Below are 21,848 nucleotides of genomic sequence, written 5' to 3' on the forward strand. Positions count from 1 at the left end.
CATGCCGCGGTGATGACGGCGCAGTGACGCGCCAGTGTCAATGTGGGCGCGTCAGAACGGGATGTCGTCGTCCATGTCGTCGAAGCCGGTCGACGACTTCGCGGCCGGCTTGGGCGCCGGGGCACGCGGGGCCGGCGCGCTGCGCGCCGGGCGGCTGTCGCGGCCCTCGCCCATGCCGCCGTCGTCACCACCGTAGCCGCCGCCACCGCCGCCTTCGCGGCCGCCGAGCATCGTCATCTCCTGGGCAATGATCTCGGTGGTGTACTTCTCCACGCCGTCCTTGTCGGTCCACTTTCGGGTCTTCAGCCGGCCCTCCACGTAGACCGACTTGCCCTTCTTCAGGTACTCGCCGGCGATCTCGGCCAGCCGGTCGTAGAAGACCACACGGTGCCACTCGGTCTCTTCCTGACGCTCTCCGCTGTCCTTGTTCTTCCACTGGCGCGACGTGGCGATGGTGACGTTGCAGATGGCCGAACCGCTGGGGGCGTAGCGCACCTCCGGGTCGCGCCCGAGGTTGCCGATGAGAATGACCTTGTTGACCGACGCCATGGCGTGCTCCTGGGTGGTGTTGGCGGTGTGGGGGAGTGACGGGATTATCGCCGCCGCCCCGGCATCGGCCATCCTCCGCAGGGGTTCGCCCCGGGGTGGGCCCCCGTCGGCGGGCCGGGGCGTCGGAGGGTGCCGGGTACGATCGTGCCCGTGACCGCCGACCCCGCCACCGCCACCCGCCGCCCCGTCACCGACCCGCTGGCGATCCTGCACGAGGTCTACGGCTACCCGGCCTTCCGCGGCGCGCAGCAGGCCATCGTCGAGCACGCCATCGACGGCGGCGACGCCCTGGTGCTGATGCCCACCGGCGGCGGCAAGAGCCTGTGCTACCAGATCCCGGCCATCGCCCGCCACCGCGCCGGGCGCGGCGTGACGGTGGTGGTGAGCCCGCTGATCGCGCTGATGCACGACCAGGTGGGTGCACTGGACGAACTGGGCGTGCCGGCGGCCTTCCTCAACAGCACGCTGGACGGCGACGAGGCCCGGCGCATCGAGCGCGACCTGCTCGCCGGCCGCCTGGTGATGCTGTACGCGGCGCCGGAACGGCTGCTGACGCCGCGCTTCCTGGCCATGCTGGATTCGCTGCACGAGCGCGGCAAGCTCAGCCTGTTCGCCATCGACGAGGCGCACTGCGTGAGCCAGTGGGGGCACGACTTCCGCGCTGAATACCTGGGCCTGAGCGCGCTGCACGAGCGCTACGCCGACGTGCCGCGCCTGGCCCTGACGGCCACCGCCGATGCCCACACGCGGGCCGACATCGTGCAGCGCCTGGCGCTGGACGACGCGCGGCTGTTCGTCAGCAGCTTCGACCGCCCCAACATCCGCTACACCATCGTCGAGAAGGCCGACCCGAAGGCGCAGCTGCTGCGCTTTTTGCGCGACGAGCACGAAGACGATGCGGGCATCGTCTACTGCCAGAGCCGGCGCAAGGTGGAGGAAACCGCCGCCTGGCTGGTGGGCGAGGGCGTGCCCGCCCTGCCCTACCACGCCGGGCTGGACGCCGACACGCGCCGCCGCCACCAGGACCGCTTTCTGCGCGAGGAGGGCCTGGTGATGGTGGCCACCATCGCCTTCGGCATGGGCATCGACAAGCCCGACGTGCGTTTCGTGGCCCACCTGGACCTGCCGAAGAACATCGAGGGCTACTACCAGGAGACCGGCCGTGCCGGCCGTGACGGCCTGCCGGCCGACGCCTGGATGACCTACGGCCTGCAGGACGTGGTCAACCAGCGCCGCATGATCGACGAGGGCGAAGCCGGCGACGACTACAAGCGCCTGCAGCGCGACAAGCTCGACGCCCTGCTCGGCCTGGCCGAGGCGCACGACTGCCGGCGCGTGCGGCTGCTGGCCTACTTCGGCGAGGCGTCGGCGCCGTGCGGCAACTGCGACAACTGCCTTCAGCCGCCGGCCACCTGGGACGCCACGGAAGCGGCGCGCAAGGCGCTGAGCTGCATCTACCGCTTCCAGCAGCATGGCGGCATGGCCTTCGGCTCGGGCCACCTGATCGACGTGCTGCGGGGCAAGACCACCGACAAGGTGCGCCAGCACGGCCACGCCCACCTCAGCACCTTCGGCATCGGCGCCGACATCAGCGAGGCACAGTGGCGCGGCGTGCTGCGCCAGCTGATCGCGCTGGGCCACGTGCGCGCCGAGGGCGAGTGGCACACGCTGGTGCTCGACGAATCGGCGCGCGCGGTGCTCAAGGGCGAGGTGTCGCTGCGGCTGCGTCAGCCGTCGGAGGCGCGTCGTGCCAAGGCCGCCAAGGCCGGTCGCAGAGGGTCTGCCGGCGCCGGCAAGGCGCCCCCGCTGCCGCTGGACGACGCGGCGCTGCAGCGCTTCGCGGCGCTGAAAGCCTGGCGCGGCGAGGTGGCCAAGGCCCACAACCTGCCGGCCTACGTGGTCTTCCACGATGCCACGCTGGCCGAGATGGCGCGCGCGCGACCGACCGCGTTGGACGCGCTGGGCACGATCAGCGGCGTCGGTGCGAAGAAGCTCGAGGCCTACGGGCGCGAGATCCTGCGCGTGCTGCAGGCGGGCGGCGCCTCCGCCGGGCCCGAAGAAGACGCCAGTGGCGCGCCGGATTGGCTGGATGACGCACCGCCGCCCGACTGGGACGAAGCCGGCCACGTCACCAGCGCGCCCGACTGATCAGCCCGCCGCGTCCGACTCCGCCTTCAAGGCCGCGGCCAGCGCGGTCATGTCCACCCGGGCGTGGCGCGCGTCCAGCGGCTCCAGCACGGCTTCGCGCTTGAGCGCGGCCACCAGCCGGCTGGTGGTCTCCACCGTCAGCCCCAGCATCGCGCCCATCTCGCCGCGCGTGGGCAGCCACAGCCGACCGTCGGGCTCGCCGTATTCGGTGAGCTTGAGCAGCAGGCGCAGCACACGCCAGCGCGCGCTGCCGGCGCTGAGCTCGGTCAGCCACTCGTCGGCTTCGTCGAGCGCGCTCTGCCAGCGCTTCATCAGGTCGCGCAGCAGCTCCGGGCGGTGCTCGGCCAGTTCGTCCACCAGCGCGCGCGGCAGCCGGCAGGCGCGCACCGGCGTGCAGGCGATGGCGTCCGCGGCATAGGTCTGGCCCAGCATGGCCTCCATGCCCACCAGCTGCGTGCGGCCGGCCAGGCGCACGATGCGGCGGTCGCCGCGTTCGCTGCTGCGCTCCAGGCGCAGCACGCCCTCACGGATCGTGTAGGCGGCGGTGCCACGGTCGTTGGCGTCGTAGAGGCGCTGGCCCGGTTCCAGCGCGATGTCGGCGATGCGGTGATGGATGGCGGCCAGCTCCGCGTCGTCAAGCACCCCGAACAGCGCAAAGCGCCGCACGCCACAGGCCAGGCACACCTGCGCCTGCGGGTTCCAGGGCGCGGTGGGGTCGGTGCGCAGCGGGATCACGGTGGCTATGATGACCGGTTTTGCCGCCTCAGGTGCCGATGCCCTCTTCCCCCGCCGTGCCGCCGGAGTCGCCGCTGCTCAAGGTCAGGGGGGCGCGCACCCACAACCTGAAGAACGTCGACCTCGACATCCCCAAGCACGCGCTGGTGGTGATCACGGGGCTGTCGGGTTCGGGCAAGTCCAGCCTCGCCTTCGACACGCTGTACGCCGAGGGCCAGCGGCGCTACGTGGAGAGCCTGAGCGCCTACGCTCGCCAGTTCCTGCAGCTGATGGACAAGCCCGACGTCGACGTGATCGAGGGCCTGAGCCCGGCGATCAGCATCGAGCAGAAGGCCACCAGCCACAACCCGCGCTCCACCGTCGGCACCGTCACCGAGATCCACGACTACCTGCGCCTGCTCTACGCGCGCGCCGGCACGCCGTTCTGCCCCGACCACGCGCTGCCGCTGCAGGCGCAGAGCGTCAGCCAGATGGTCGACGCTGTGCTGGCCCTGCCCGAGGACACGCGCCTGATGGTGCTGGCGCCGGTGGTGCGCGACCGCAAGGGCGAGTTCACCGAACTGTTCCAGGACATGCAGGCGCAGGGCTACGTGCGCTTCCGCGTCGGTGGCCGGGTGGTCGAGGCCGACGCGCTGCCGCCGCTGAAGAAGAACGACAAGCACGACATCGATGTCGTCATCGACCGCCTGAAGCTGCGCCCCGACATGCGCCAGCGCCTGGCCGAGAGCCTGGAGGCCGCGCTGCGCGTGGCCGACGGCAAGGCCATCGCGCTGGAGATGGACACGGAACGCGAGCACGCCTTCAGCAGCCGCTTCGGCTGCCCGAAGTGCAGCTACTCGATCCCGGAACTGGAACCGCGGCTGTTCTCCTTCAATTCGCCGGTGGGCGCCTGCCCCAGCTGCGACGGGCTGGGCCAGGTGACGGTGTTCGACCCGGAACGCGTGGTCGCCTTCCCGCAGCTGAGCCTGGCCGGCGGCGCCATCAAGGGCTGGGACCGGCGCAACGCCTACAGCCACGCGCTGCTGGAAAGCGTGGCGGCGCATTACGGCGTCGACATCGAGACCCCTTTCGAGGCGCTGCCCGAACCCGTGCGCCAGGTGGTGCTCTACGGCTCCGGCGACGAGGAGATCGCCTTCACCTACACGGCGGAATCCGCCGGACGCGGCAAGGGCCGCAGCGTGACGAAGCGCCACCCCTTCGAAGGCATCATCCCCAACTGGGAGCGCCGCTACCGCGAGACCGATTCCGCCGCCGTGCGTGAGGACCTGGCGCGCTACCAGGCCGCCAAGCCCTGCCCCGCCTGCGCCGGCAGCCGGCTGCGGCGCGAAGCTCGCCACGTGTTCCTGCAGCCGGCGGCCAGCACCGAACCCGGGCCGCCGCTGTACGAGCTGGAGCGCTGGACGCTGGCACGCTGCCGCGACTGGTTCGACACGCTGGCGCTCGAAGGCGCCAAGGCCGAGATCGCCGACAAGGTGGTGCGCGAGATCCGCTCTCGCCTGCGTTTCCTGGTCGACGTGGGCCTGACCTACCTGAGCCTGGACCGCGGCGCCGACACGCTCAGCGGCGGCGAGGCGCAGCGCATCCGGCTCGCCTCACAGATCGGCAGCGGCCTGTCGGGGGTGATGTACGTGCTCGACGAGCCCAGCATCGGCCTGCACCAGCGCGACAACGAGCGCCTGATCGCCACGCTGCAGCACCTGCGCGACCTGGGCAACTCGGTGCTCGTGGTCGAGCACGACGAGGACATGATCCGTGCCGCCGACCACGTGGTGGACATGGGGCCGGGCGCCGGCGTGCACGGCGGGCGCGTGATCGCGCAGGGCACGCCGGCGGCGGTGGAAGCCGACCCAGAATCGCTCACCGGCCGCTACCTGGCCGGCGTGCTGCGCATCAGCGCCCCGCCGGGGCCGGTGACCACGCCCGACACGCCGGTGGTGCGCGTGGTGGGCGCGCGCGGCCACAACCTGCAGCAGGTGACGGCCGAGTTCCCGGTGGGCCGCTTCACCTGCGTGACCGGGGTGTCCGGCTCCGGCAAGAGCACGCTGGTCAACGACACGCTGTACGCCGCCACCGCGCGCAAGCTCTACGGCAGCCACGCCGAGCCGGCACCGCACGACCACATCGACGGGCTGGAGGCCTTCGACAAGGTCATCAACGTCGACCAGAGCCCCATCGGCCGCACGCCGCGCAGCAACCCGGCCACCTACACCGGCCTGTTCACGCCGATCCGCGAGCTGTTCGCCGAGGTGCCGGCGGCCCGCGAGCGCGGCTACGGCGCCGGGCGCTTCAGCTTCAACGTGGCCGGCGGGCGCTGCGAGGCCTGCCAGGGCGACGGTGTCATCAAGGTGGAGATGCACTTCCTGCCCGACGTCTACGTGCCCTGCGACACCTGCAAGGGCCTGCGCTACAACCGCGAAACGCTGGAGATCCTCTACCGCGGGCGCAACATCGCCCAGGTGCTGGACATGACCATCGAGGAGGCGCACGACTTCTTCGGCGCCGTGCCCAACATCGCGCGCCGGCTCAAGGCGCTGCTGGACGTGGGCCTGGGCTATGTGCGCCTGGGCCAGAGCGCCACCACGCTGTCCGGCGGCGAGGCGCAGCGCGTGAAGCTGGCGCAGGAACTGGGCAAGCGCGACACCGGCCGTACGCTGTACATCCTGGACGAGCCGACCACCGGCCTGCACTTCCAGGACATCCGGCTGCTGCTGGACGTGCTGCTGCAGCTGCGCGACGCCGGCAACACCGTGGTCGTGATCGAGCACAACCTGGACATGATCCGCTGCGCCGACTGGCTGCTGGACCTGGGGCCCGAGGGCGGCAGCGGCGGCGGCCAGATCGTGGTGGCCGGCACGCCAGCGCAGGTGGCGGCCTGCGCGGCCAGCCACACGGGGCGCTTCCTGCAGCAATTGATGGCACGGCACGCGGGCTGAACGGATAAGCAGCCGCACGCGCCGCGCCGGCGCGATCACTTCAGGTGGTTGTTGATGAGCTTGGTCATCTCGAACATCGTGACCTGCGCCTTGTCGAACACCTTGTGCAGGTTGGCGTCGGCGTTGATCAGCGTCTTCTTCGCCTTGTCCTGCAGGCCGTGCTTCTTGATGTATTCCCAGACCTTCTTCGTGACCTCGGTGCGCGGCAGCGGGTCGGCACCGACGATGGCGGCCAGCGCGGCGCTGGGCGTCATCGCCTTCATGAAGGCGGCGTTGGGCTTGCGGGCAGGCGCGGCGCCTGCGGTCTTCTTGGCGGTGGCCATGGGTGTCTCCCAGTGGATTCGTGGACGGGTGTCGGGTCGCGACCGGTCGGGTCGCGGCGGGCGGGATGGTAACTCCTCGGCACAGCGCGCCTGTCACGGGCGGTGACACCGGGCGGGTGGGCCGTTGCCGAGCCGCTCAGCGCCCCCGCGCCCGTGCCGCTTCCATGCGCTGGCGGCGCTCGGCCTCCAGCACCCGCCAGCGGGCTTCGACCACGTGCAGTTCGATGGCCTCGCTGCCGGCTGGCAGGCGGCGCGCCGCCTGCAGCGCGGCCAGCGCACCGCCCAGGTCACCGCTGGACCAGCGCGCCTCGGCCTCGGCACGCCCGGCGCGCACCGGCTGGCCCAGCAGGCGCGCGCCCTGCGCCAGCGCCCACCAGGCGCCGGCATCCTCCGGGTGCTCGATCACCCAGGCCTGCAGCGCCTGCACGCTGGCGTCCAGGGCCGCGCGGGCCGACCCGGGCTGCGCCGCGTCCGGCTGGCTGCGCGCCACCTCGGCGCGCAGCAGCAGCGCTGCACGGGAGCGGTCTGCCGCGTCCGCCAGCAAGCCGGCCGCCTGCGGCCGGCCCAGCGCCAGCTGCAGCTCGGCGCCGAGCAGGCGCAGCGCACGCGCCGCGTCCGCCGGCAGGCCAGGCTGCACCCAGGCCTGCTGCAGCGCCGGCCACAGCGCGTCGCCGGCGGCCGCGTCCTGCAGCCGGGCCGCCGCCAGCGCACGCCGGTAGAGGCCGTCCAGGCCTTCGCCGGGTGCCTGCAGCCAGCGCTGCAGGGCTTCGGTGGACGGGTCCATCAGCACCGCCGCACGCGCCCGCATGAGGTCGTGCAGCGGAGGCGCCGGTGGCACGGCAGGTGCCCCGTCGGGCACACGCGCGCGCGCCTCCGCGATGCGCTCGGTGGTCAGCGGGTGGCTGCGCAGGTAGGGGTAGCTCCCGCTGTCGTTGAGCCGGTTGGCCGACGAGAGCAGCTCGAACATCGACGCCATGGCCGCCGGGCTGTGACCGGTGGCCGTCAGCAGACCGAAGCCGATGCGGTCGGCCTCACGCTCCATGTCGCGCGAGTAGTTCAGCTGCCCCTGCAGCATCGCGGCCTGACCGCCGGTGACAGCCGCCTGCGCCAGGTCCACGTTGCCGCCGCGTGCCGCGATCACCAGGCCGGCCATCATGGCCGCCAGTGCCAGCAGGCTGGTGCGCTGCGTGCCGCTGATGCTGCGTGCGATGTGGCGCTGCGTGACGTGCGTAAGTTCGTGGGCCAGCACCGAGGCCAGTTCGTCCGGGTGCGCCGTCATCGCGATCAGGCCCAGGTGCACGCCGATCAGGCCACCAGGCATCGCGAACGCGTTGACGCTGGGATCGCGCACGAGGAACGAGGTCCAGACGTAGGGCCGGTCGATGTCGGTGCCGATCTGGCCGCTGCGGCGGGCGGCATCCACCAACGGCAGGAAGATCGATTCGAGGTAACCCTGCAGCACCGGGTCGTCCAGGAAGGCCGGGTCGCCGCGCGCACTGCGCAGGATCTCGCGCGCGATGCGGCCCTCCTCGGCCACGTCCAGCGCCTCGGAGGCGCTGTCGCCCAGGGCCGGCAGCGCGCCCGGGACCGAGCCAGAGCCGCTACCCACGGCCTGGGCGTGCAGCGGTGCCACCGGCAGCGCGAGCGCGGCCGCCAGCAAGGTGCAGGCGGCGCGACGCCAGAAGGGGGCCGTAAGGGGGCGTGTCATGCGGTGGCTATCATGACAGCGCTGCATTGCCCGCATGTTTCCGCCGCCGATGACCTCACCGCTGACCCATTTCGACGCTGCCGGCCAGGCCCACATGGTGGACGTGGCGGCCAAGGATGTGACCCACCGCGTGGCACGCGCCACCGGCAGCATCCGCATGCAGCCGGCCACCTTTGCGCTGATCGCCGGTGGGCAGGCGAAGAAGGGCGACGTGATCGGCATCGCCCGCATCGCCGCCATCCAGGGTGCCAAGCGCACCGCCGACCTGGTGCCGCTGTGTCACCCGCTGCCGATCACGCGTGTGGCGGTGGACTTCGACCTCGACGAGGCCGGCAGCACCGTGCACTGCACGGCGCAGGTCGAGACGCTGGGCCGCACCGGCGTGGAGATGGAGGCCCTGTGCGCCGTTCAGGTGGGCCTGCTGACCGTGTACGACATGTGCAAGGCCGCCGACCGCGGCATGGTGATCTCCGACGTGCAGCTGCTGGAGAAGCAGGGCGGCAAGTCGGGGCACTGGGTGGCCGACCGCGGCTGAGGCTGCCGTCGAGGTCAGTCCTCGGCGCCGCCCGCACCGGACACCGCCGAGCGGCCCTCCAACCGCCCCAGCAGAGCGGCCAGCCCATCGGCGGCGTCCAGCGCGTCGTTCAGCACGGCCACCCGCAGGTCGGGCCGGTCGGGGTACTCGTGTGTCAGCGCGTTGCGCAGCGCACGCCAGCGGGCCCAGTCGTGCAGGCGCAGAAAGCCGTAGCGCTCGAGCCGGTTGAGCACGTCGATCAGCGGCAGGTCGGACACCGGCTCACCCAGCACCTCCACGGTGAAGGGCCGCAGCACCTGCTCTCCCAGGGTGTCCTGCAGCTTGATGAACCGCAGCACGAACTGGTCGCCAGCGCGCACCAGGGCGTCGGACGGCGACAGCACGTGCGCGGTGTCGAACCGGGGCGGCAGATCGGCGCGCGCCTGGGCCAGCACGACGGCATGCCGGCGGCACTGGGCCAGCGCCTCGCGCAAGGGCTGCGTCATGGATGCCCGCGCCTCACACCGGCACCGCCTCGTCCCGCGCCCGCCGGTACACCGGCGCATCAACCCGGCCATCGTCGAGCAGGATGTCGACCTTTCGTTCGCCCAGCGCGATCCACAGATCGGCCAGCAGGTCCAGACGTTTGCGGGCCGCCTCGGCGGCCGGCAGCGTGGTGACGATCAACAGGTCGATGTCACCGCCGCCGCGGGACTCGTCCAGGCGCGACCCGAACAGCCTGGGCACGACACCGAAGTGACGCAGGCCCAGTTCACGGATCGTCTCGCGTTCTTGCGGCTGCAGGCGCATGGTCGCCATGGTACTCAGTCACGCTGCAGCGCGCGCCAATTCAGCGCCGGCGGCGGTCCGCAGACCCAGGCACCGGGCGCGGACGCCGGGTCGGCGCACGGCGCGAAGAAGTCGCCGGCCCGCGCCGGGCCGAACTCGTGCAGGCGTGCGGCCACCCAGCGCGCCTCGTCCAGGCGGCCTTCGCGCGCCAGGGCTTCGGCCCAGGCCCGCATCAGCCGCGTGTCCAACAAGTAGTGGCGTGCATCATCGAAGGCGCCCAGGCCGTCGGGCTGGGGCAGGCCGGTGGTGGCCGCCGCATAGTCGCCATGGTGGGCGAAAAGCAGGCTGGCGCGCCCGTCCGCGATGCGCTGGGCCAGCGGCGCGGCACCGGCGGGCGCCTCGAAGATGCGCACCACGCGCTGGTAGTCGGCCACCACCGCCAACGCCGCCAGCACGACCACGGCGGCCAGGCCTGGGCGCAGCCTGGCGGTCACGGCCGTCGGTGCCGGTTCGGCCGCACCCACCGGCCGGCCAAGCGCAAAACCCCACACCCAGGCCAGCGGCAGCAGGAAGTAGGCGTACCACAGCGGGTACTCGAGCAGGCTGTGCACACCGATCATGAGCGCGAACATCGCCGCGCAGCGCTGCCACGGCGCCTGCTGGCCGGGCGCGGCCCGCAGCGCACGCCACAAGGACCACCCCAACAGCACGCAGACGGCGCCGCCCAGCGGCAGGCCCAGTTCGGCCAGCAGGTGCAGCGGCAGGTTGTGCGCATGGTCGAAGAAGGCCGTCGGCCGCCCAGGGAACGGCGTCATCGACCATGCGAGATTGAATTCACCGAAGCCCACCCCGGTCCACGGCTGGCGGGCGATCAGCGTCAGCGCGTTGGCCCAGATGCCGAAGCGCGAACTGGAGATGTCGGTTTCGCGCAGCCGAGCCTCGCCGCCGAAGGTTCCCCCTTCGGCATGGGCCCAGGCCCACATCGCACCCCAGGCCAAGCCATAGAGCAGCGGTGCGGCCACCAGCAGGCGGCGCACGTCGCGCGCCAGCGAGCGATCCACCAGGCCCCAGCCGGCCAGCAGCAGCACGCTGACCAGACCGGTGCGCGAGGCCGTGAGCACCACCCCGGCCACCAGCGCGGCGAACATCGCCGCCGCCGGCCGTGGCCGCCAATGCCCCATCTGGTGCAGCGCCACGACGGCCAGCGCCGACCACATCAGCAGGCTGCTCAGGTGGTTGGGCTGGCGCAGGTTGCCCACGGCACGCCCGGGCAGGCCCGAACGTGCCAGCCACGTGCCGTCGGGCCACGCCGGTGCGAACACCTGCACGGCGGCGATGGCCAGGTTGACGCCCCCGGCCACCACCCAGCCCCAGCAGAAGGCCGCGAACAGGGCCTGGGCCGACGCCGTGCTGCGCGCCGACGCACCGGCGGCCACCATCACCGCGGCGGCGAGCAACAGGCCCAGTGCCGACAGCGCCAGGCTGGACGGCAGGGCGCCTGGGCCCCAGGACCCGACCACCCCCAGCGCCACGCCCCCCAGCGCCAGCCCCAGCGGCCAGGCCGGCCGCGCCGAGCGCCAGGCGCCGGCCGCCACCGCGGCAAAGAGGCCCCAGACCGCCAGCGCCAGCGCCTGGTTGAGCAGCGTGGGCGAGGGCGGCGGGTTGTAGGCCAGCAGCGAGGGCAGCGTGGCCGCCAGGGCGGCGGCCAGGTGCTGGACGGACATGCCGTTGCTGTTCAACCCTCGGACCGGGGAAAGAAGCGCACCTGCGGCAGGCCCTCGAAGTGGGCATCCTGCGTGTAGACGGTGGCGCCGTGGCGCAGGGCCGTCGTGTAAATCAGCGCATCGGCCATCGGCAGTTTGCGCTCCAGGCTCAGCTTGGCTGCGCCCATGGCCATCGCCTCGTCCAGCGGGACGACCTGTCCGTGCTTCAACACACCGATCACCTGGATCGCCCGGCTCTCGTCGAATGCCAGGGCGATCTTCTTGAACACCTCGTAGATCACGATGACCGGCACCAGCAGATGCTCGGTGTCTTCGATGGCGGCAGCAAACTGTCCCGCACGAGGACTGTCAGCCAGGTACTCCAGCCAGCCCGAGGTGTCAACGATGTTCACGGTGCCAGGTCAGCGATCGTCATCGCGCTCGAAGTGCGTGTCCATGCCCCTGCACAGGCCACGCGACTCCTGGACCGGACGGACGGGAATGAACTCGATGCGATCACCGAACTGGAGCACCTGCATGGGCATGCCGGGCGTCAGTTGCATCGCCTCGCGGATCGCCTTGGGGATGACGACTTGGAACTTGGAGGACAGAGTCAGCTGGGTCACGGCAACGATCTCCTCGTCGTTCAACTGATTCTATATCGATGCCGCAACTGGCGAACGGGTCACCTCCTTTTCGCATAGGGGGGATGTGCGCGGGGCAAGCACAAGCGGGATGCACGCACTTGGTGAGGCAAGGCGGGGGGCAGGACGGCTGGGTTCCGGCGCCTGCGCATGTGGGGTCAGAACCGCCCGTGCGACCAGAACCGGGGCTGGTACCGCTCCGTGGGAAAGGCTGCCCGCGCGTCCTTGATGTGTTCACCGATCCGCGCCGCCTCGGGCAGCATCTGGGTGCCGAGCCACAACTGTAGTAGCAGGGCCACGACGGCGGCCAGGCGGCCGGGCGAGAGCCACCGCCGGCCGGCCATCTCGGCTGACGCCTGCGATCCGCGGTTCTCCGGGTGGAGCCACGCCCAGAACAGCCCGAGCAGCACGGCGATCCAGACCTGGCTCATCGGCACGACGAAGTTGCCCGACACCAGTGCGTCCAGCAGCACGGCCACGGCGCCGATGCTCAGCGCGATGCCCAGCCCCGACGCGCCGTCGGCCGTGCCCAGCCGCTGCCATATCCGGCGCAGCACCAGGGCGATGACGAGGCCAACCAGCACCAGCATCGGCAGGCCCCACTCGGCGGCGATCTGCAGTGGCAGGCTGTGCGGGTGCGCGGCGATGGCGTTCGGGCCTTGCGCGAAGTGCATGGGGCCCGCACCGAACCACGGTGAGGCCAGCGCCATGTCGACAGCGTGCCGCCAAAGGGGCAGGCGCGCCTGATCGCTGGCCAGCCTGGAGGCGCTGTAGTCGGCCAGCGCCGCCGACGACGCTGGGTCGTTGGCCGGCGCCCAGACGAACAGAAGCACGAAGCCGGCCAGGCCGACGGCCAGGCCCAGCACCAGAGGCCGGACGGCTGGCCAGAACGCCGCGCGGCCGAGGCGGATCAGCACCAGCGCCGTTCCACCCGCTAGCGCCACCATGCTGCCACGGCCGCCGGTGGCAAACAGCATCAGGCCCAGCAGCGCCAGTGTGGCATCCGCCCCCCGCCGCCAGGCGCGCCCGGTCAGCGTGAGCCGGGCCGCCAGCGCCAGCGGGATCGCGACCGTGAGCACATGGCTGTAGAAGCGATGGTTGTCGTAGCCGACGAAGAGGTCGCGCCGGCTGACGGTGTCGCCGGCCAGAGTGACGGTGATCGCCAAGCCGGCGATCAGCAGGGCATAGCCGCCGGCCGCCACCAGCACCACGCGCAGCAGCGCCTCGAGCCAGTCGCCGGCCCGCGACACCAGACCAGCCAGCGCCAGCAGCCCGCCGATCAACGCGGCTTCGCGTAGCGCCATGGAGGGTACCGGAGACAGGGCAACGGCAAGTGCACCGATGGCAGCGATGGCCAGCCACAGGCCGCCGGGCAACCCCGATCCAGTACGAGCAGGCGTGGCCGACAAGGCGCTCGCCAGGGTGGCCAGCAGCAGCACGGGCCATTGCAGCAAACGGGCGAGGTCGTAGCCGCTCCAGCCTCCGATGCCGACCAGCACCACGGGTACCGTCAGCACGTAGGCAACGGCGGCACCCAGGGCCATAGGCGACACGTAGCGGTACATGCGTCCTTTGTGACGTGGTTGGAAGCCAAAAAGGAAATGGGGCCCGAAGGCCCCATTCTCTTGCGTCAGTCGTCGATCAGGTCGAGCGGCAGGTCGACGGCACGTACTTGGAATCCGCGGCATCACCCACGGTGCAAGTCCAGGTCACGGCCGTGCCGGTGCTGTTGTCCGGGGTCAGCGTCAGGACCACATCGGCGGCATTGGCACCCATGGTCGTGGTCACGACACCGGCAGCGCACACAACCGACGCCACGGAACCGGTCGCGCCGAGGTTGGTGACACCGGCACACCAAGTCGAGTCATCGGTCGGGCTCGCGGCGATGTTCTCCGAGATCGTCGGCTTCATGCCGTTGGCCAGCGACAGACCTTCCGTCACACGGGCACGGATCGTGTAGTCCTGGTACGCCGGCAGGGCCACGGCGGCCAGGATGCCGATGATCGCCACGACGATCATCAGTTCGATGAGGGTGAAACCTTGTTGAACGCGCTTCATGGATGACTCCTAAGGGAGAGGTGTTGGGGGGAGGGACACCCCCTCGAATGCAGGGGCCGTGCCAGGCCGAAACGGCCATTGGTGCGTGAGGTTTGCACGCGGGCTGACGCAAAGCGTCACTTCCGGGCGACGGGACTCGGCATAGGTTGACGCTTTCGGTCACCCTCTGAGGCGCCCGAGGCACGTGCGCAGACATGTCGCCCACGACGCAGTGTCCCTTTTGGGTTGTCCGAGTGTATATACTCGTGCGGTATACACCCAGTCAACCGGAGCGCAGCATGGCCACAGGCACCGTGTTCACCACCAACCGCACACAGGCCGTGCGCCTGCCGGCTGAAATGCGGCTGCCTGAAGGCGTCAAGCGCGTGGTGGTGCGGGCGCGGGGCGCCGAGCGGGTGATAGCGCCGGAACACAGCAGCTGGGACAGCTTCTTCATCGGCGGGCCGCAGGCGACGGAAGACTTCCTGGCCGAACGTGCCGAGCAGACCGAGGCACCCCGCCCCGAGTTGTGAGCCCGGCACCGTCATGCTGCGCTACCTGCTGGACACCAACATCGTGATCTATGTGATCAAGCAGCGTCCGCCCGAGGCCCGAGTGCTGTTCAACCGCCATGCCGGCCGGATGGCGATCTCGACCGTCACGCTGGCCGAATTGCTGCACGGCGCCGAGAAGAGCAGCCGGCCCGACGTGAACCTGACCGTGGTCGAGGACTTCTGCAGCCGACTGGAGGTGCTGGCGTATGGCGCCAAGGCAGCGGCGCACTACGGCGCCATCCGGACCACCCTGGAACGCGCCGGGCAGCCGATCGGCGTGAACGACCTGCATATCGCCGCACACGCGCGAAGCGAGGGGCTGACGTTGGTGAGCAACACCCTGCACGAGTTCGAGCGCGTGCCTGCGCTCCAGGTCGAGAACTGGGTGCATTGATCCCGCCTCGGCAAGCACGCCGGGCCGCTTCGCCAGGCGACGAACAGTGCGCAGGGACTGATCCGTGTCCTGCCTCTCCCACGGCCTCGGAGAGCTCGGCCGCTTCGCCAGGCGACGAACAGTCCGCAGGGACTGTTCGTCGTCCAGACGCTCCCACGGCCTCGCAGAGCTCGGCCGCTTCGCCAGGCGATGAACAGTCCGCAGGGACTGTTCGTCGTCCTGGCTCAGCCCCCGTTGCCGACGGCGATGACCTGGCCGGTCTGCAATGCGCGCAGCCGTCGCCCGCCGGCGAGCGGGGCCACTTCGGCCATCACCGCGCGCACCTCGCCCGGCTTGATGTGCGTGATCCACACCTCCGTCGTCTCGGGCAGCGGTGCCAGCTCATCGGCCAGCGTGGCCGGGCACAGGTGGCCGCTGATGCGCGCAAGCGTCTGTTCGTCGTTGCCGAAGGCGGTCTCGATGACCAGGGCGCGCAGGTCCAGCGCGGTCAGCCGCTGGCGCAGCACCGGGCATGGGCCGGTGTCGCCCGTATAGACCCACGCGCCACCGTCGTCAGCGTAGACGGCAAAGCCGCAGGCCGGCACGGTGTGGCTGGCGGGCAGCACTTCCACCTGTCGCCCGCCCAGCGTCAGCATCTGGCCAACGCCGAAGGGCTCGAAGGCCAGCACCGGTTGCTCGGCCGTGGGCAGACGCGTGAAATCAGGCCAGATGACGCCGTTGAACACGTGCTGCCGCAGGGCATCCAGCGTTTCCGGGAGGGCGTGCACGCGCACGGGGGGTAGCCCGCGCCGGCGCCGGGTGACACTGTCGGCCAGCAGTCCGATCGCCAGCACGTGATCGAGATGCGAGTGGCTGAGCACGATGTGGTCGATAGCCGCCATCTCGTCGAGCGTGAGGTCGCCAACGCCGGTGCCGGCATCCACCAGCAGATGCTGGTCGACCAGGAACGAGGTGGTTCGGCTGCCGGCGGCAATCGAACCCGAACAGCCGAGGACACGGATGCGCATGGACCGAGGGACTCCTCGGGCGATTCTCGTTGGCCGGCGCTGGCGCCGCCGTCAGCTGGCAGCGGGACGCGTGACGCGCTTCACGTGACCCCGGACACAGGTCGCCGGCGGCAACGCGCCGCAGGCGCGGCGGCCGTGGCGCCGGACCGTCAGGGGTGGATGAACTGCATCTGCGTGCCGGCGAGCTCGATGACGTCGCCGTTGCGCAGCGGGATCGAGTCGCTGGTCAACGGCACGCCATTGACGCTGGGGCGCGACGCGCCTTCGACGTGGGCGAAGGCATAACCCCCGGGACGCCGGGTGATCGAGGCCACCTGCACGCCAGGCTTGCCCACGGTGGTGACGACCTTGGTCAGCGCCACCTCGCGACCGGCGGCCGCCCCGTTGAGCACCTTGATGGTGGCCGGCTGCATGGATGGCACCTGCCCCCCGGCCAGCGACCCGAACCCGGAGTTGGCATGCGCCGCCGCCCCCGCGGCGGCGGCCGCCGCGGCACCGGGCCGCATGATCATCGTCTTCTCGTACTCGCCACTCTCGTCGACGAGGTACTTGATCTTGTACTTGCCGATCTCGACGGTGTCGTTGTGGGCCAGCAACTGCTTCTTGATGGCCTTGCCGTTGATGTAGGTGCCGTTGGTGCTGTTGAGGTCCTCGATGAAGACGTCGGCGCCCACCATCTGCAGCACGGCGTGCTCGCCGCTGACGGCGAGGTTGTCGATCACGATGTCGTTGTAGGGGCGACGGCCGAGCGTCGTCTTGTCCTTCGTGATCTGCACTTCCTTGATCACGACCCCGTCGAGCGAAACCACCAGCTTGCCCATCGATTTCCCCGTTGTTGCACGCAGCGCCAGCGGCGATGCGGCCTCCTTCTTGTCTGCCCGGGCGTCGGCGCCAGTCAGCGCCGGAACGGCCACCACGAGCGCGGCGCAGCCGTGGTGCCGCCACCGACGCGCACCAGGATCACCGAGATATTATCCTTTCCACCCGCATCATTGGCGGCTTCGATCAACGACGCGCACAAGGTCTCCAACGATTCGTGGGACTGCAGGATCTGCGCGATCGTGTTGTCGTCGAGCATGTCCGACAAGCCGTCGGAGCACAACAGGTAGACATCACCGGGCTGCACGTCGTGCTGGTGGGTCTCCAGCAGCACCGTGTCCTCGACGCCGACGGCCCGGGTCACCAGGTTCTTGTTGGCCGAGAACGCAGCCTGCTCCGGCGTGATCAGCCCGGCATCGATCTGCTCCTGCAGCAGCGAATGGTCGCGGGTGATCTGCTGCAGGCGGCCTGCCCGCAGCCGGTAGGCCCGGGAGTCGCCGACATGACCGACCAGCAGGCGGCCGTCGCGGAACAGGGCCACGACCAGCGTGGTACCCATGCCGGCGTACTGCGGGTTGGAGTTGGCCGCGTTGAAGATGGCGCGGTTGGCGTTGTCCACGCAGATGTCCATCGCCCGGCGGACGTCCTGGTCGCCGGCCTGGGCGCTGGCTTCCCGCAGCCAGCGGCCGAGCTCGGTGCAGATGAAGGACGTGGCCATGTTGCTGGCCACCTCGCCGGCGTTGTAGCCCCCCATGCCGTCGGCCAGCACGGCCAGCGAGGTCTCGGGGTCGGTGGCGACTGAGTCCTCGTTGTTGCTGCGCGCGCGGCCCGCGTCGACGGCGGCCTGGAGCTCGAGTGTCAGGGGCACGGTGTGGCGCTGGGGTGACGCAGTGTCTGGCGTGGCGATTGTGCATCCTAATGGCGCACGCGCCGACCCATGCGACGGCCACACCCCCTCAGTCGCGCAGGCCGTGTGACTTTGGTCCCGCAGCGGTGTGGTCGCCAACCCCTGCGGGGGCGGCCGACGTGGCGGCCGGCAGAAGGGCGCGCAGCGATGCCGCCACCATGGTGGCGTCGCCCAGGCGGTCGCCGGGGCGCTTGGCCAGCAGGCGGGTGACGATGGCCTCCAGGGCAGGCAGGGTGTCGTCCTGGGGCGGTGGCACGAGCGGCGCCAGTGGCGGGACGGGCGCCGTGGCCACCTCGCGCAGCAGGGCGCCCAGGCCAGGCGCCTCGAAGGGCAGGCGCCCGGCCAACAGTTGGAACAGCAGCACGCCCAGGGCATAGAGGTCGCTGGCGGCCGTCGGCGCCTGCCCCGCCAGCAGTTCAGGCGCCATGAAGCCAGGGCTGCCCAGCACCAGCCCCGTGCGGGTGCGTTCAGCATCGTCGGCGCGGGCGAGGCCGAAGTCGGTGAGCACCACCCGGTCGCTGGCCCAGTCGATCATCACGTTGGCCGGCTTGAGGTCGCGGTGCACCACCCCACTGGCATGGGCGCAGGCCAGGGCGTCGGCGATCCGTGCACCGATGGCGGCCACCACCGGCACGGGCAGGCGTCGGACGGAACTGGTGTACCGGGTCAGGTCGGTCCCGGGCAGCAACTCCATCGTGAGCCAGGCCATGTCACGGGTTTCGCCGCAGTCGTAGACGCGCACGATGCCCGGGTGCTGCAACTGGCCGGCAACCGTCAGTTCCTGCAGCAGCCGCTTGCGCGCAGCCGCGCGCCGCGCCGCGTCGCCATCGTCCGACGGCAGCAGCAGCTTCAGGGCGCGCCAGGCCTGCGCTCGTTCGTCGTAGGCCGCGTGCACGATGCTTTGTTCACCGCGGCCGAGCTCACGCGCGACGATGCAGCCGGCGAAGCGCTGGCCTTCCTGCAGCGGAGCGCGGGTGGTCACGCCGCGCCCGCCCCCGGTGACGGTGACTGGCCGGCGCGGCTCGCCAGCCAGCGGCCCCAGGCCAGGACCAGCAGGGCGCCGGCCACGCCTGCGGCGTACTTGACGGTGTCGGTCTGCGGCAGCTTGGGCACCCAGGTCCAGGCGTCCGGGTTGGCCACGGCCGGGTCGCTGATGGCCATGGTGCCGGCGATCCAGCCCAGCAGCATGCCGCCAGCGGTGATGATCAGCGGGAAGCGGTCCATGAGCTTGATGACCAGCTGGCTGCCCCAGACGATGATGGGGATGCTGACCAGCAGGCCGAAGATGACCAGCGGCATCTGATGATCGGCGTTGCCTGAAGCCTGGGCGGCGCCGGCGATGGCGATGACGTTGTCGACACTCATCACCAGGTCGGCCACGATGACGGTCTTGACCGCGGCCCACAGGCGGTCGCTGGCCTGGATGTTGCCGTGCTCGTCATCATGTTCGGGCAACAGCAGCTTGATGCCGATCCACACCAGCAGGATGGCACCCACGAGTTTGAGGAACGGGATCGCCAGCAGGGTCAGCGCGAAGAAGATCAGAACCACGCGCAGTGCAATGGCGCCGGCCGTGCCCCAGAGGATGCCCTGCGTGCGCAGCTTGGGCGGCAGTTTGCGACAAGCCAGGGCGATGACGACCGCGTTGTCGCCACCGAGCAGGATGTCGATCATGATGATCTGGCCCACCGCGATCCAGAAGGCGGGGGTCAAGAACTCTTCCATGGGTGTCCTGCGGCAGCGGTTGAACGGGAAACGGCGCCGCAGTGTAGGCCGCGGCGCCGTTTGGGTGGTTTCGGGAACTACGCAGGCACCGGCGAACCGGACCCGCTGCACGGGGCTGGTGTCAGAGCAGGCCCTTGAGCAGGCGACCCATCTCCGAGGGGTTGCGGGTGACGGTGAAGCCGCACTCTTCCATGATCGCCAGCTTGGCGTCGGCGGTGTCCGCGCCGCCGGAGATCAGCGCGCCGGCGTGGCCCATGCGCTTGCCCGGGGGGGCGGTGACGCCGGCGATGAAGCCGACGACCGGCTTCTTCATGTTGGCCTTGCACCAGCGCGCGGCCTCGGCCTCGTCGGGCCCGCCGATCTCGCCGATCATGATCACGGCGTCGGTGTCGGGGTCGTCGTTGAAGGCCTGCATCACGTCGATGTGCTTGAGGCCGTTGATCGGGTCACCGCCAATGCCCACGGCACTGCTCTGGCCGATGCCCAGTTCGGTCAGTTGCGCCACGGCCTCGTAGGTCAACGTGCCGGAGCGGCTGACAACACCGACGCGCCCCTTCTTGTGGATGTGGCCCGGCATGATGCCGATCTTGATCTCCTCGGGCGTGATCGTGCCCGGGCAGTTCGGGCCCAGCAGCAGCGTGCGCTTGCCGCCGGCGGCCTCCTTGGCCTTCATCTTGTTGCGCACCTCCAGCATGTCCTTGATGGGGATGCCTTCGGTGATGCAGATGGCCAGGTCCAGGTCGGCCTCCACCGCCTCCCAGATGGCCGCGGCTGCACCCGCCGGCGGCACGTAGATCACGCTGACGGTGGCGCCGGTCTGCGCCTTGGCGTCCTTGACGCTGGCATAGATGGGAATGCCCTCGAAGTCTTCGCCGGCCTTCTTCGGGTTCACGCCGGCGACGAAGCAGTTCTTGCCGTTGGCATAGGCCACGCACATGCGGGTGTGGAACTGGCCCGTCTTGCCGGTGATGCCCTGCGTGATGACGCGGGTGTCCTTGTTGATCAGGATGCTCATGGTGTGTCCTCGCTGGGCGTTACTTCACCGCGGCCACGATCTTCGTGGCAGCTTCGGCCATGGTGTCGGCGGAGATGATGGGCAGGCCGGAGTCGGCCAGCATCTTCTTGCCCAGGTCCTCGTTGGTGCCCTTCATGCGCACCACCAGCGGCACGCTGAGGTTCACCGCCTTGCAGGCCGCGATCACGCCTTCGGCGATGGTGTCGCACTTCATGATGCCGCCGAAGATGTTGACGAGGATGCCCTTGACGTTCTCGTTCTTCAGCATGATCTTGAAGGCCTCGGTGACCTTCTCGGCGGTGGCGCCGCCGCCGACGTCCAGGAAGTTCGCCGGCTCGCCGCCGAAGAGCTTGATGGTGTCCATCGTCGCCATCGCCAGGCCGGCGCCGTTGACCAGGCAGCCGATGTTGCCGTCCAGGCTGATGTAGCTGAGGTCGAACTTGCTGGCCTCCACCTCGGCCGGGTCTTCCTCGTCGAGGTCGCGGTAGGCCACGATCTCCGGGTGGCGGAACAGCGCGTTGCTGTCGAAGTTGAACTTGGCGTCCAGGGCCTTGATGTGGCCGTTGCCTTCCAGGATCAGCGGATTGATCTCGGCCAGGCTGGCGTCGGTGGCCATGTAGCAGGCGTAGAGCTTCTTGAAGACGTCCATCGCCTCGGCCTGCGAGGCCTCCGGGACGCCGATGCCGGCGGCCAGTTCCTTGGCCTGCGCGTCGGTCATGCCGGTCAGGGGGTCGATGAAGACCTTGAGGATCTTCTCCGGCGTGGCGTGCGCCACTTCCTCGATGTCCATGCCGCCTTCGGAGCTGGCCATCATGGCCACCTTCTGCGTCGCACGGTCGGTCAGCGCGGCGACGTAGTACTCCTTCTTGATGTCGGCACCTTCCTCTATCAGAAGCCGGCGCACCTTCTGGCCCTCGGGGCCGGTCTGGTGCGTGATCAGCTGCATGCCCAGGATCTGCTCGGAGAGCTGCTGCACCTCGTCCAGCGACCTGGCCAGCTTGACGCCACCGCCCTTGCCCCGACCACCGGCATGGATCTGTGCCTTGACGACCCAGATGCTGCCGCCGAGCTTCTGCGCGGCCTCGTGCGCCTCGCGCACGGTGAAGGCCGGATAGCCCCGCGGCACCGGCACGCCGTGGGCGCGCAGCAGTTCCTTGGCCTGGTACTCATGGATTTTCATGGGAGGTCCCTCGTTCGTTCGGGAAGGGCAGTGGGGCGTGGGTCAGGCCGCAGCGGGCCGGAACCTGCCGGGAAATCGGTGCGGACGGGCGGCTGGAGCGCGCGGAAAGGCCCGCGTCTCGACGCGACAGGGTGCGTCGAGCAGGCAAGGAACCTGGGCAGGCG

Annotated in this window: 23 protein-coding genes; 5 read left to right on the forward strand and 18 right to left on the reverse strand. The window is 70.4% G+C overall.

What is annotated here, in order from left to right:
- Window positions 1-51: 51 nt before the first annotated feature.
- Window positions 52-549: a single-stranded DNA-binding protein gene (locus ENE75_RS09475; RefSeq protein WP_128198016.1), complete on the reverse strand. Its 498-nt coding sequence runs from the start codon at window positions 547-549 to the stop codon at window positions 52-54.
- Window positions 550-699: 150 nt separating this feature from the next.
- On the opposite strand from ENE75_RS09475, the gene recQ reads away from it, so the two are divergent.
- Entirely contained in the window at window positions 700-2,697 is a 1,998-nt protein-coding gene (gene recQ / locus ENE75_RS09480; RefSeq protein WP_199232251.1) for a DNA helicase RecQ, read from the forward strand.
- On the opposite strand, the gene ENE75_RS09485 is transcribed toward recQ, so the two are convergent.
- Window positions 2,698-3,432, reverse strand: coding sequence for a Crp/Fnr family transcriptional regulator (locus tag ENE75_RS09485; RefSeq protein ID WP_128198018.1), 735 nt, complete (start codon window positions 3,430-3,432; stop codon window positions 2,698-2,700).
- A 38-nt stretch (window positions 3,433-3,470) separates the two neighbouring features.
- Here ENE75_RS09485 and uvrA point away from each other — a divergent pair, with 38 nt between their 5' ends.
- Entirely contained in the window at window positions 3,471-6,365 is a 2,895-nt protein-coding gene (gene uvrA / locus ENE75_RS09490) for an excinuclease ABC subunit UvrA (protein WP_128198019.1), read from the forward strand.
- A 35-nt stretch (window positions 6,366-6,400) separates the two neighbouring features.
- On the opposite strand, the gene ENE75_RS09495 is transcribed toward uvrA, so the two are convergent.
- Together ENE75_RS09495 and ENE75_RS09500 are read right to left on the reverse strand one after the other, a co-directional pair.
- A complete protein-coding gene (locus tag ENE75_RS09495) occupies window positions 6,401-6,688 on the reverse strand; it encodes an SWIB/MDM2 domain-containing protein (protein WP_128198020.1) in 288 nt (95 codons plus the stop codon).
- A gap of 136 nt (window positions 6,689-6,824) precedes the next feature.
- Complete coding sequence (locus ENE75_RS09500) at window positions 6,825-8,396, reverse strand: M48 family metalloprotease (protein WP_128198021.1); 1,572 nt, start codon at window positions 8,394-8,396, stop codon at window positions 6,825-6,827.
- Between the two features lie 49 nt (window positions 8,397-8,445).
- Between ENE75_RS09500 and moaC the strand changes: the two genes are divergently transcribed.
- Window positions 8,446-8,931 carry a cyclic pyranopterin monophosphate synthase MoaC gene (gene moaC / locus ENE75_RS09505; RefSeq protein WP_128198257.1) on the forward strand — a complete coding sequence of 162 codons (486 nt, stop codon included), beginning with the start codon at window positions 8,446-8,448 and terminating at the stop codon, window positions 8,929-8,931.
- Between the two features lie 14 nt (window positions 8,932-8,945).
- Here the strand turns inward: moaC and ENE75_RS09510 are convergent, their stop codons facing one another.
- The 7 genes from ENE75_RS09510 to ENE75_RS09540 form a co-directional block, all read right to left on the reverse strand.
- Entirely contained in the window at window positions 8,946-9,416 is a 471-nt protein-coding gene (locus ENE75_RS09510) for a hypothetical protein (protein WP_128198022.1), read from the reverse strand.
- A 13-nt stretch (window positions 9,417-9,429) separates the two neighbouring features.
- A complete protein-coding gene (locus tag ENE75_RS09515; RefSeq protein WP_158288901.1) occupies window positions 9,430-9,729 on the reverse strand; it encodes a nucleotidyltransferase domain-containing protein in 300 nt (99 codons plus the stop codon).
- Window positions 9,730-9,734: 5 nt separating this feature from the next.
- Entirely contained in the window at window positions 9,735-11,423 is a 1,689-nt protein-coding gene (locus ENE75_RS09520) for a PglL family O-oligosaccharyltransferase (RefSeq protein WP_128198024.1), read from the reverse strand.
- An 11-nt stretch (window positions 11,424-11,434) separates the two neighbouring features.
- Window positions 11,435-11,815 carry a type II toxin-antitoxin system VapC family toxin gene (locus ENE75_RS09525; RefSeq protein WP_128198025.1) on the reverse strand — a complete coding sequence of 127 codons (381 nt, stop codon included), beginning with the start codon at window positions 11,813-11,815 and terminating at the stop codon, window positions 11,435-11,437.
- Between the two features lie 9 nt (window positions 11,816-11,824).
- The gene (locus ENE75_RS09530) at window positions 11,825-12,052 is read right to left on the reverse strand and encodes an AbrB/MazE/SpoVT family DNA-binding domain-containing protein (protein ID WP_233258999.1); all 228 of its coding nucleotides are present in this window, start codon (window positions 12,050-12,052) and stop codon (window positions 11,825-11,827) included.
- 152 nt (window positions 12,053-12,204) lie between these two features.
- Window positions 12,205-13,611: an O-antigen ligase family protein gene (locus ENE75_RS09535; protein WP_158288902.1), complete on the reverse strand. Its 1,407-nt coding sequence runs from the start codon at window positions 13,609-13,611 to the stop codon at window positions 12,205-12,207.
- 76 nt (window positions 13,612-13,687) lie between these two features.
- Window positions 13,688-14,104: a pilin gene (locus ENE75_RS09540; RefSeq protein WP_128198027.1), complete on the reverse strand. Its 417-nt coding sequence runs from the start codon at window positions 14,102-14,104 to the stop codon at window positions 13,688-13,690.
- Window positions 14,105-14,382: 278 nt separating this feature from the next.
- Between ENE75_RS09540 and vapB the strand changes: the two genes are divergently transcribed.
- Both vapB and vapC read left to right on the forward strand, forming a co-directional pair.
- Complete coding sequence (gene vapB, locus ENE75_RS09545; RefSeq protein ID WP_128198028.1) at window positions 14,383-14,616, forward strand: type II toxin-antitoxin system VapB family antitoxin; 234 nt, start codon at window positions 14,383-14,385, stop codon at window positions 14,614-14,616.
- Between the two features lie 13 nt (window positions 14,617-14,629).
- On the forward strand, window positions 14,630-15,031 hold the full coding sequence (vapC, locus tag ENE75_RS09550) for a type II toxin-antitoxin system tRNA(fMet)-specific endonuclease VapC (protein ID WP_128198029.1): 402 nt from the start codon (window positions 14,630-14,632) through the stop codon (window positions 15,029-15,031).
- 224 nt (window positions 15,032-15,255) lie between these two features.
- On the opposite strand, the gene ENE75_RS09555 is transcribed toward vapC, so the two are convergent.
- From ENE75_RS09555 to sucC, 7 genes are all read right to left on the reverse strand, one after another.
- Entirely contained in the window at window positions 15,256-16,038 is a 783-nt protein-coding gene (locus ENE75_RS09555) for an MBL fold metallo-hydrolase (RefSeq protein WP_128198030.1), read from the reverse strand.
- Window positions 16,039-16,187: 149 nt separating this feature from the next.
- Complete coding sequence (locus ENE75_RS09560; protein ID WP_128198259.1) at window positions 16,188-16,859, reverse strand: FHA domain-containing protein; 672 nt, start codon at window positions 16,857-16,859, stop codon at window positions 16,188-16,190.
- Between the two features lie 74 nt (window positions 16,860-16,933).
- A complete protein-coding gene (locus tag ENE75_RS09565; protein WP_128198260.1) occupies window positions 16,934-17,719 on the reverse strand; it encodes a Stp1/IreP family PP2C-type Ser/Thr phosphatase in 786 nt (261 codons plus the stop codon).
- A gap of 94 nt (window positions 17,720-17,813) precedes the next feature.
- The gene (locus ENE75_RS09570; protein WP_233259001.1) at window positions 17,814-18,746 is read right to left on the reverse strand and encodes a serine/threonine-protein kinase; all 933 of its coding nucleotides are present in this window, start codon (window positions 18,744-18,746) and stop codon (window positions 17,814-17,816) included.
- A complete protein-coding gene (locus ENE75_RS09575; RefSeq protein WP_128198031.1) occupies window positions 18,743-19,489 on the reverse strand; it encodes a TerC family protein in 747 nt (248 codons plus the stop codon). The genes ENE75_RS09570 and ENE75_RS09575 overlap by 4 nt, the downstream gene beginning before the upstream one ends.
- Window positions 19,490-19,610: 121 nt before the next feature.
- Complete coding sequence (gene sucD, locus ENE75_RS09580; RefSeq protein WP_128198032.1) at window positions 19,611-20,504, reverse strand: succinate--CoA ligase subunit alpha; 894 nt, start codon at window positions 20,502-20,504, stop codon at window positions 19,611-19,613.
- 19 nt (window positions 20,505-20,523) lie between these two features.
- Entirely contained in the window at window positions 20,524-21,684 is a 1,161-nt protein-coding gene (gene sucC / locus ENE75_RS09585) for an ADP-forming succinate--CoA ligase subunit beta (RefSeq protein WP_128198033.1), read from the reverse strand.
- Window positions 21,685-21,848 lie beyond the last annotated feature (164 nt).

The sequence above is a fragment of the Rubrivivax albus genome, assembly GCF_004016515.1.
Classification (GTDB): domain Bacteria; phylum Pseudomonadota; class Gammaproteobacteria; order Burkholderiales; family Burkholderiaceae_C; genus Rubrivivax; species Rubrivivax albus.

What these genes read in the sequence shown, in the direction of transcription:
- ENE75_RS09515 (WP_158288901.1), bottom strand. Translation starts at nt 9,729, where the DNA reads ATGGCGACCATGCGCCTGCAGCCGCAAGAACGCGAGACGATCCGTGAA.
- ENE75_RS09555 (WP_128198030.1), bottom strand. Translation starts at nt 16,038, where the DNA reads ATGCGCATCCGTGTCCTCGGCTGTTCGGGTTCGATTGCCGCCGGCAGC.
- ENE75_RS09495 (WP_128198020.1), bottom strand. Translation starts at nt 6,688, where the DNA reads ATGGCCACCGCCAAGAAGACCGCAGGCGCCGCGCCTGCCCGCAAGCCC.
- sucC (WP_128198033.1), bottom strand. Translation starts at nt 21,684, where the DNA reads ATGAAAATCCATGAGTACCAGGCCAAGGAACTGCTGCGCGCCCACGGC.
- ENE75_RS09575 (WP_128198031.1), bottom strand. Translation starts at nt 19,489, where the DNA reads ATGGAAGAGTTCTTGACCCCCGCCTTCTGGATCGCGGTGGGCCAGATC.
- uvrA (WP_128198019.1), top strand. Translation starts at nt 3,471, where the DNA reads ATGCCCTCTTCCCCCGCCGTGCCGCCGGAGTCGCCGCTGCTCAAGGTC.
- ENE75_RS09510 (WP_128198022.1), bottom strand. Translation starts at nt 9,416, where the DNA reads ATGACGCAGCCCTTGCGCGAGGCGCTGGCCCAGTGCCGCCGGCATGCC.
- vapC (WP_128198029.1), top strand. Translation starts at nt 14,630, where the DNA reads ATGCTGCGCTACCTGCTGGACACCAACATCGTGATCTATGTGATCAAG.
- ENE75_RS09500 (WP_128198021.1), bottom strand. Translation starts at nt 8,396, where the DNA reads ATGACACGCCCCCTTACGGCCCCCTTCTGGCGTCGCGCCGCCTGCACC.
- ENE75_RS09540 (WP_128198027.1), bottom strand. Translation starts at nt 14,104, where the DNA reads ATGAAGCGCGTTCAACAAGGTTTCACCCTCATCGAACTGATGATCGTC.
- vapB (WP_128198028.1), top strand. Translation starts at nt 14,383, where the DNA reads ATGGCCACAGGCACCGTGTTCACCACCAACCGCACACAGGCCGTGCGC.
- ENE75_RS09535 (WP_158288902.1), bottom strand. Translation starts at nt 13,611, where the DNA reads ATGTACCGCTACGTGTCGCCTATGGCCCTGGGTGCCGCCGTTGCCTAC.
- ENE75_RS09520 (WP_128198024.1), bottom strand. Translation starts at nt 11,423, where the DNA reads ATGTCCGTCCAGCACCTGGCCGCCGCCCTGGCGGCCACGCTGCCCTCG.
- moaC (WP_128198257.1), top strand. Translation starts at nt 8,446, where the DNA reads ATGACCTCACCGCTGACCCATTTCGACGCTGCCGGCCAGGCCCACATG.
- ENE75_RS09475 (WP_128198016.1), bottom strand. Translation starts at nt 549, where the DNA reads ATGGCGTCGGTCAACAAGGTCATTCTCATCGGCAACCTCGGGCGCGAC.
- ENE75_RS09560 (WP_128198259.1), bottom strand. Translation starts at nt 16,859, where the DNA reads ATGGGCAAGCTGGTGGTTTCGCTCGACGGGGTCGTGATCAAGGAAGTG.
- sucD (WP_128198032.1), bottom strand. Translation starts at nt 20,504, where the DNA reads ATGAGCATCCTGATCAACAAGGACACCCGCGTCATCACGCAGGGCATC.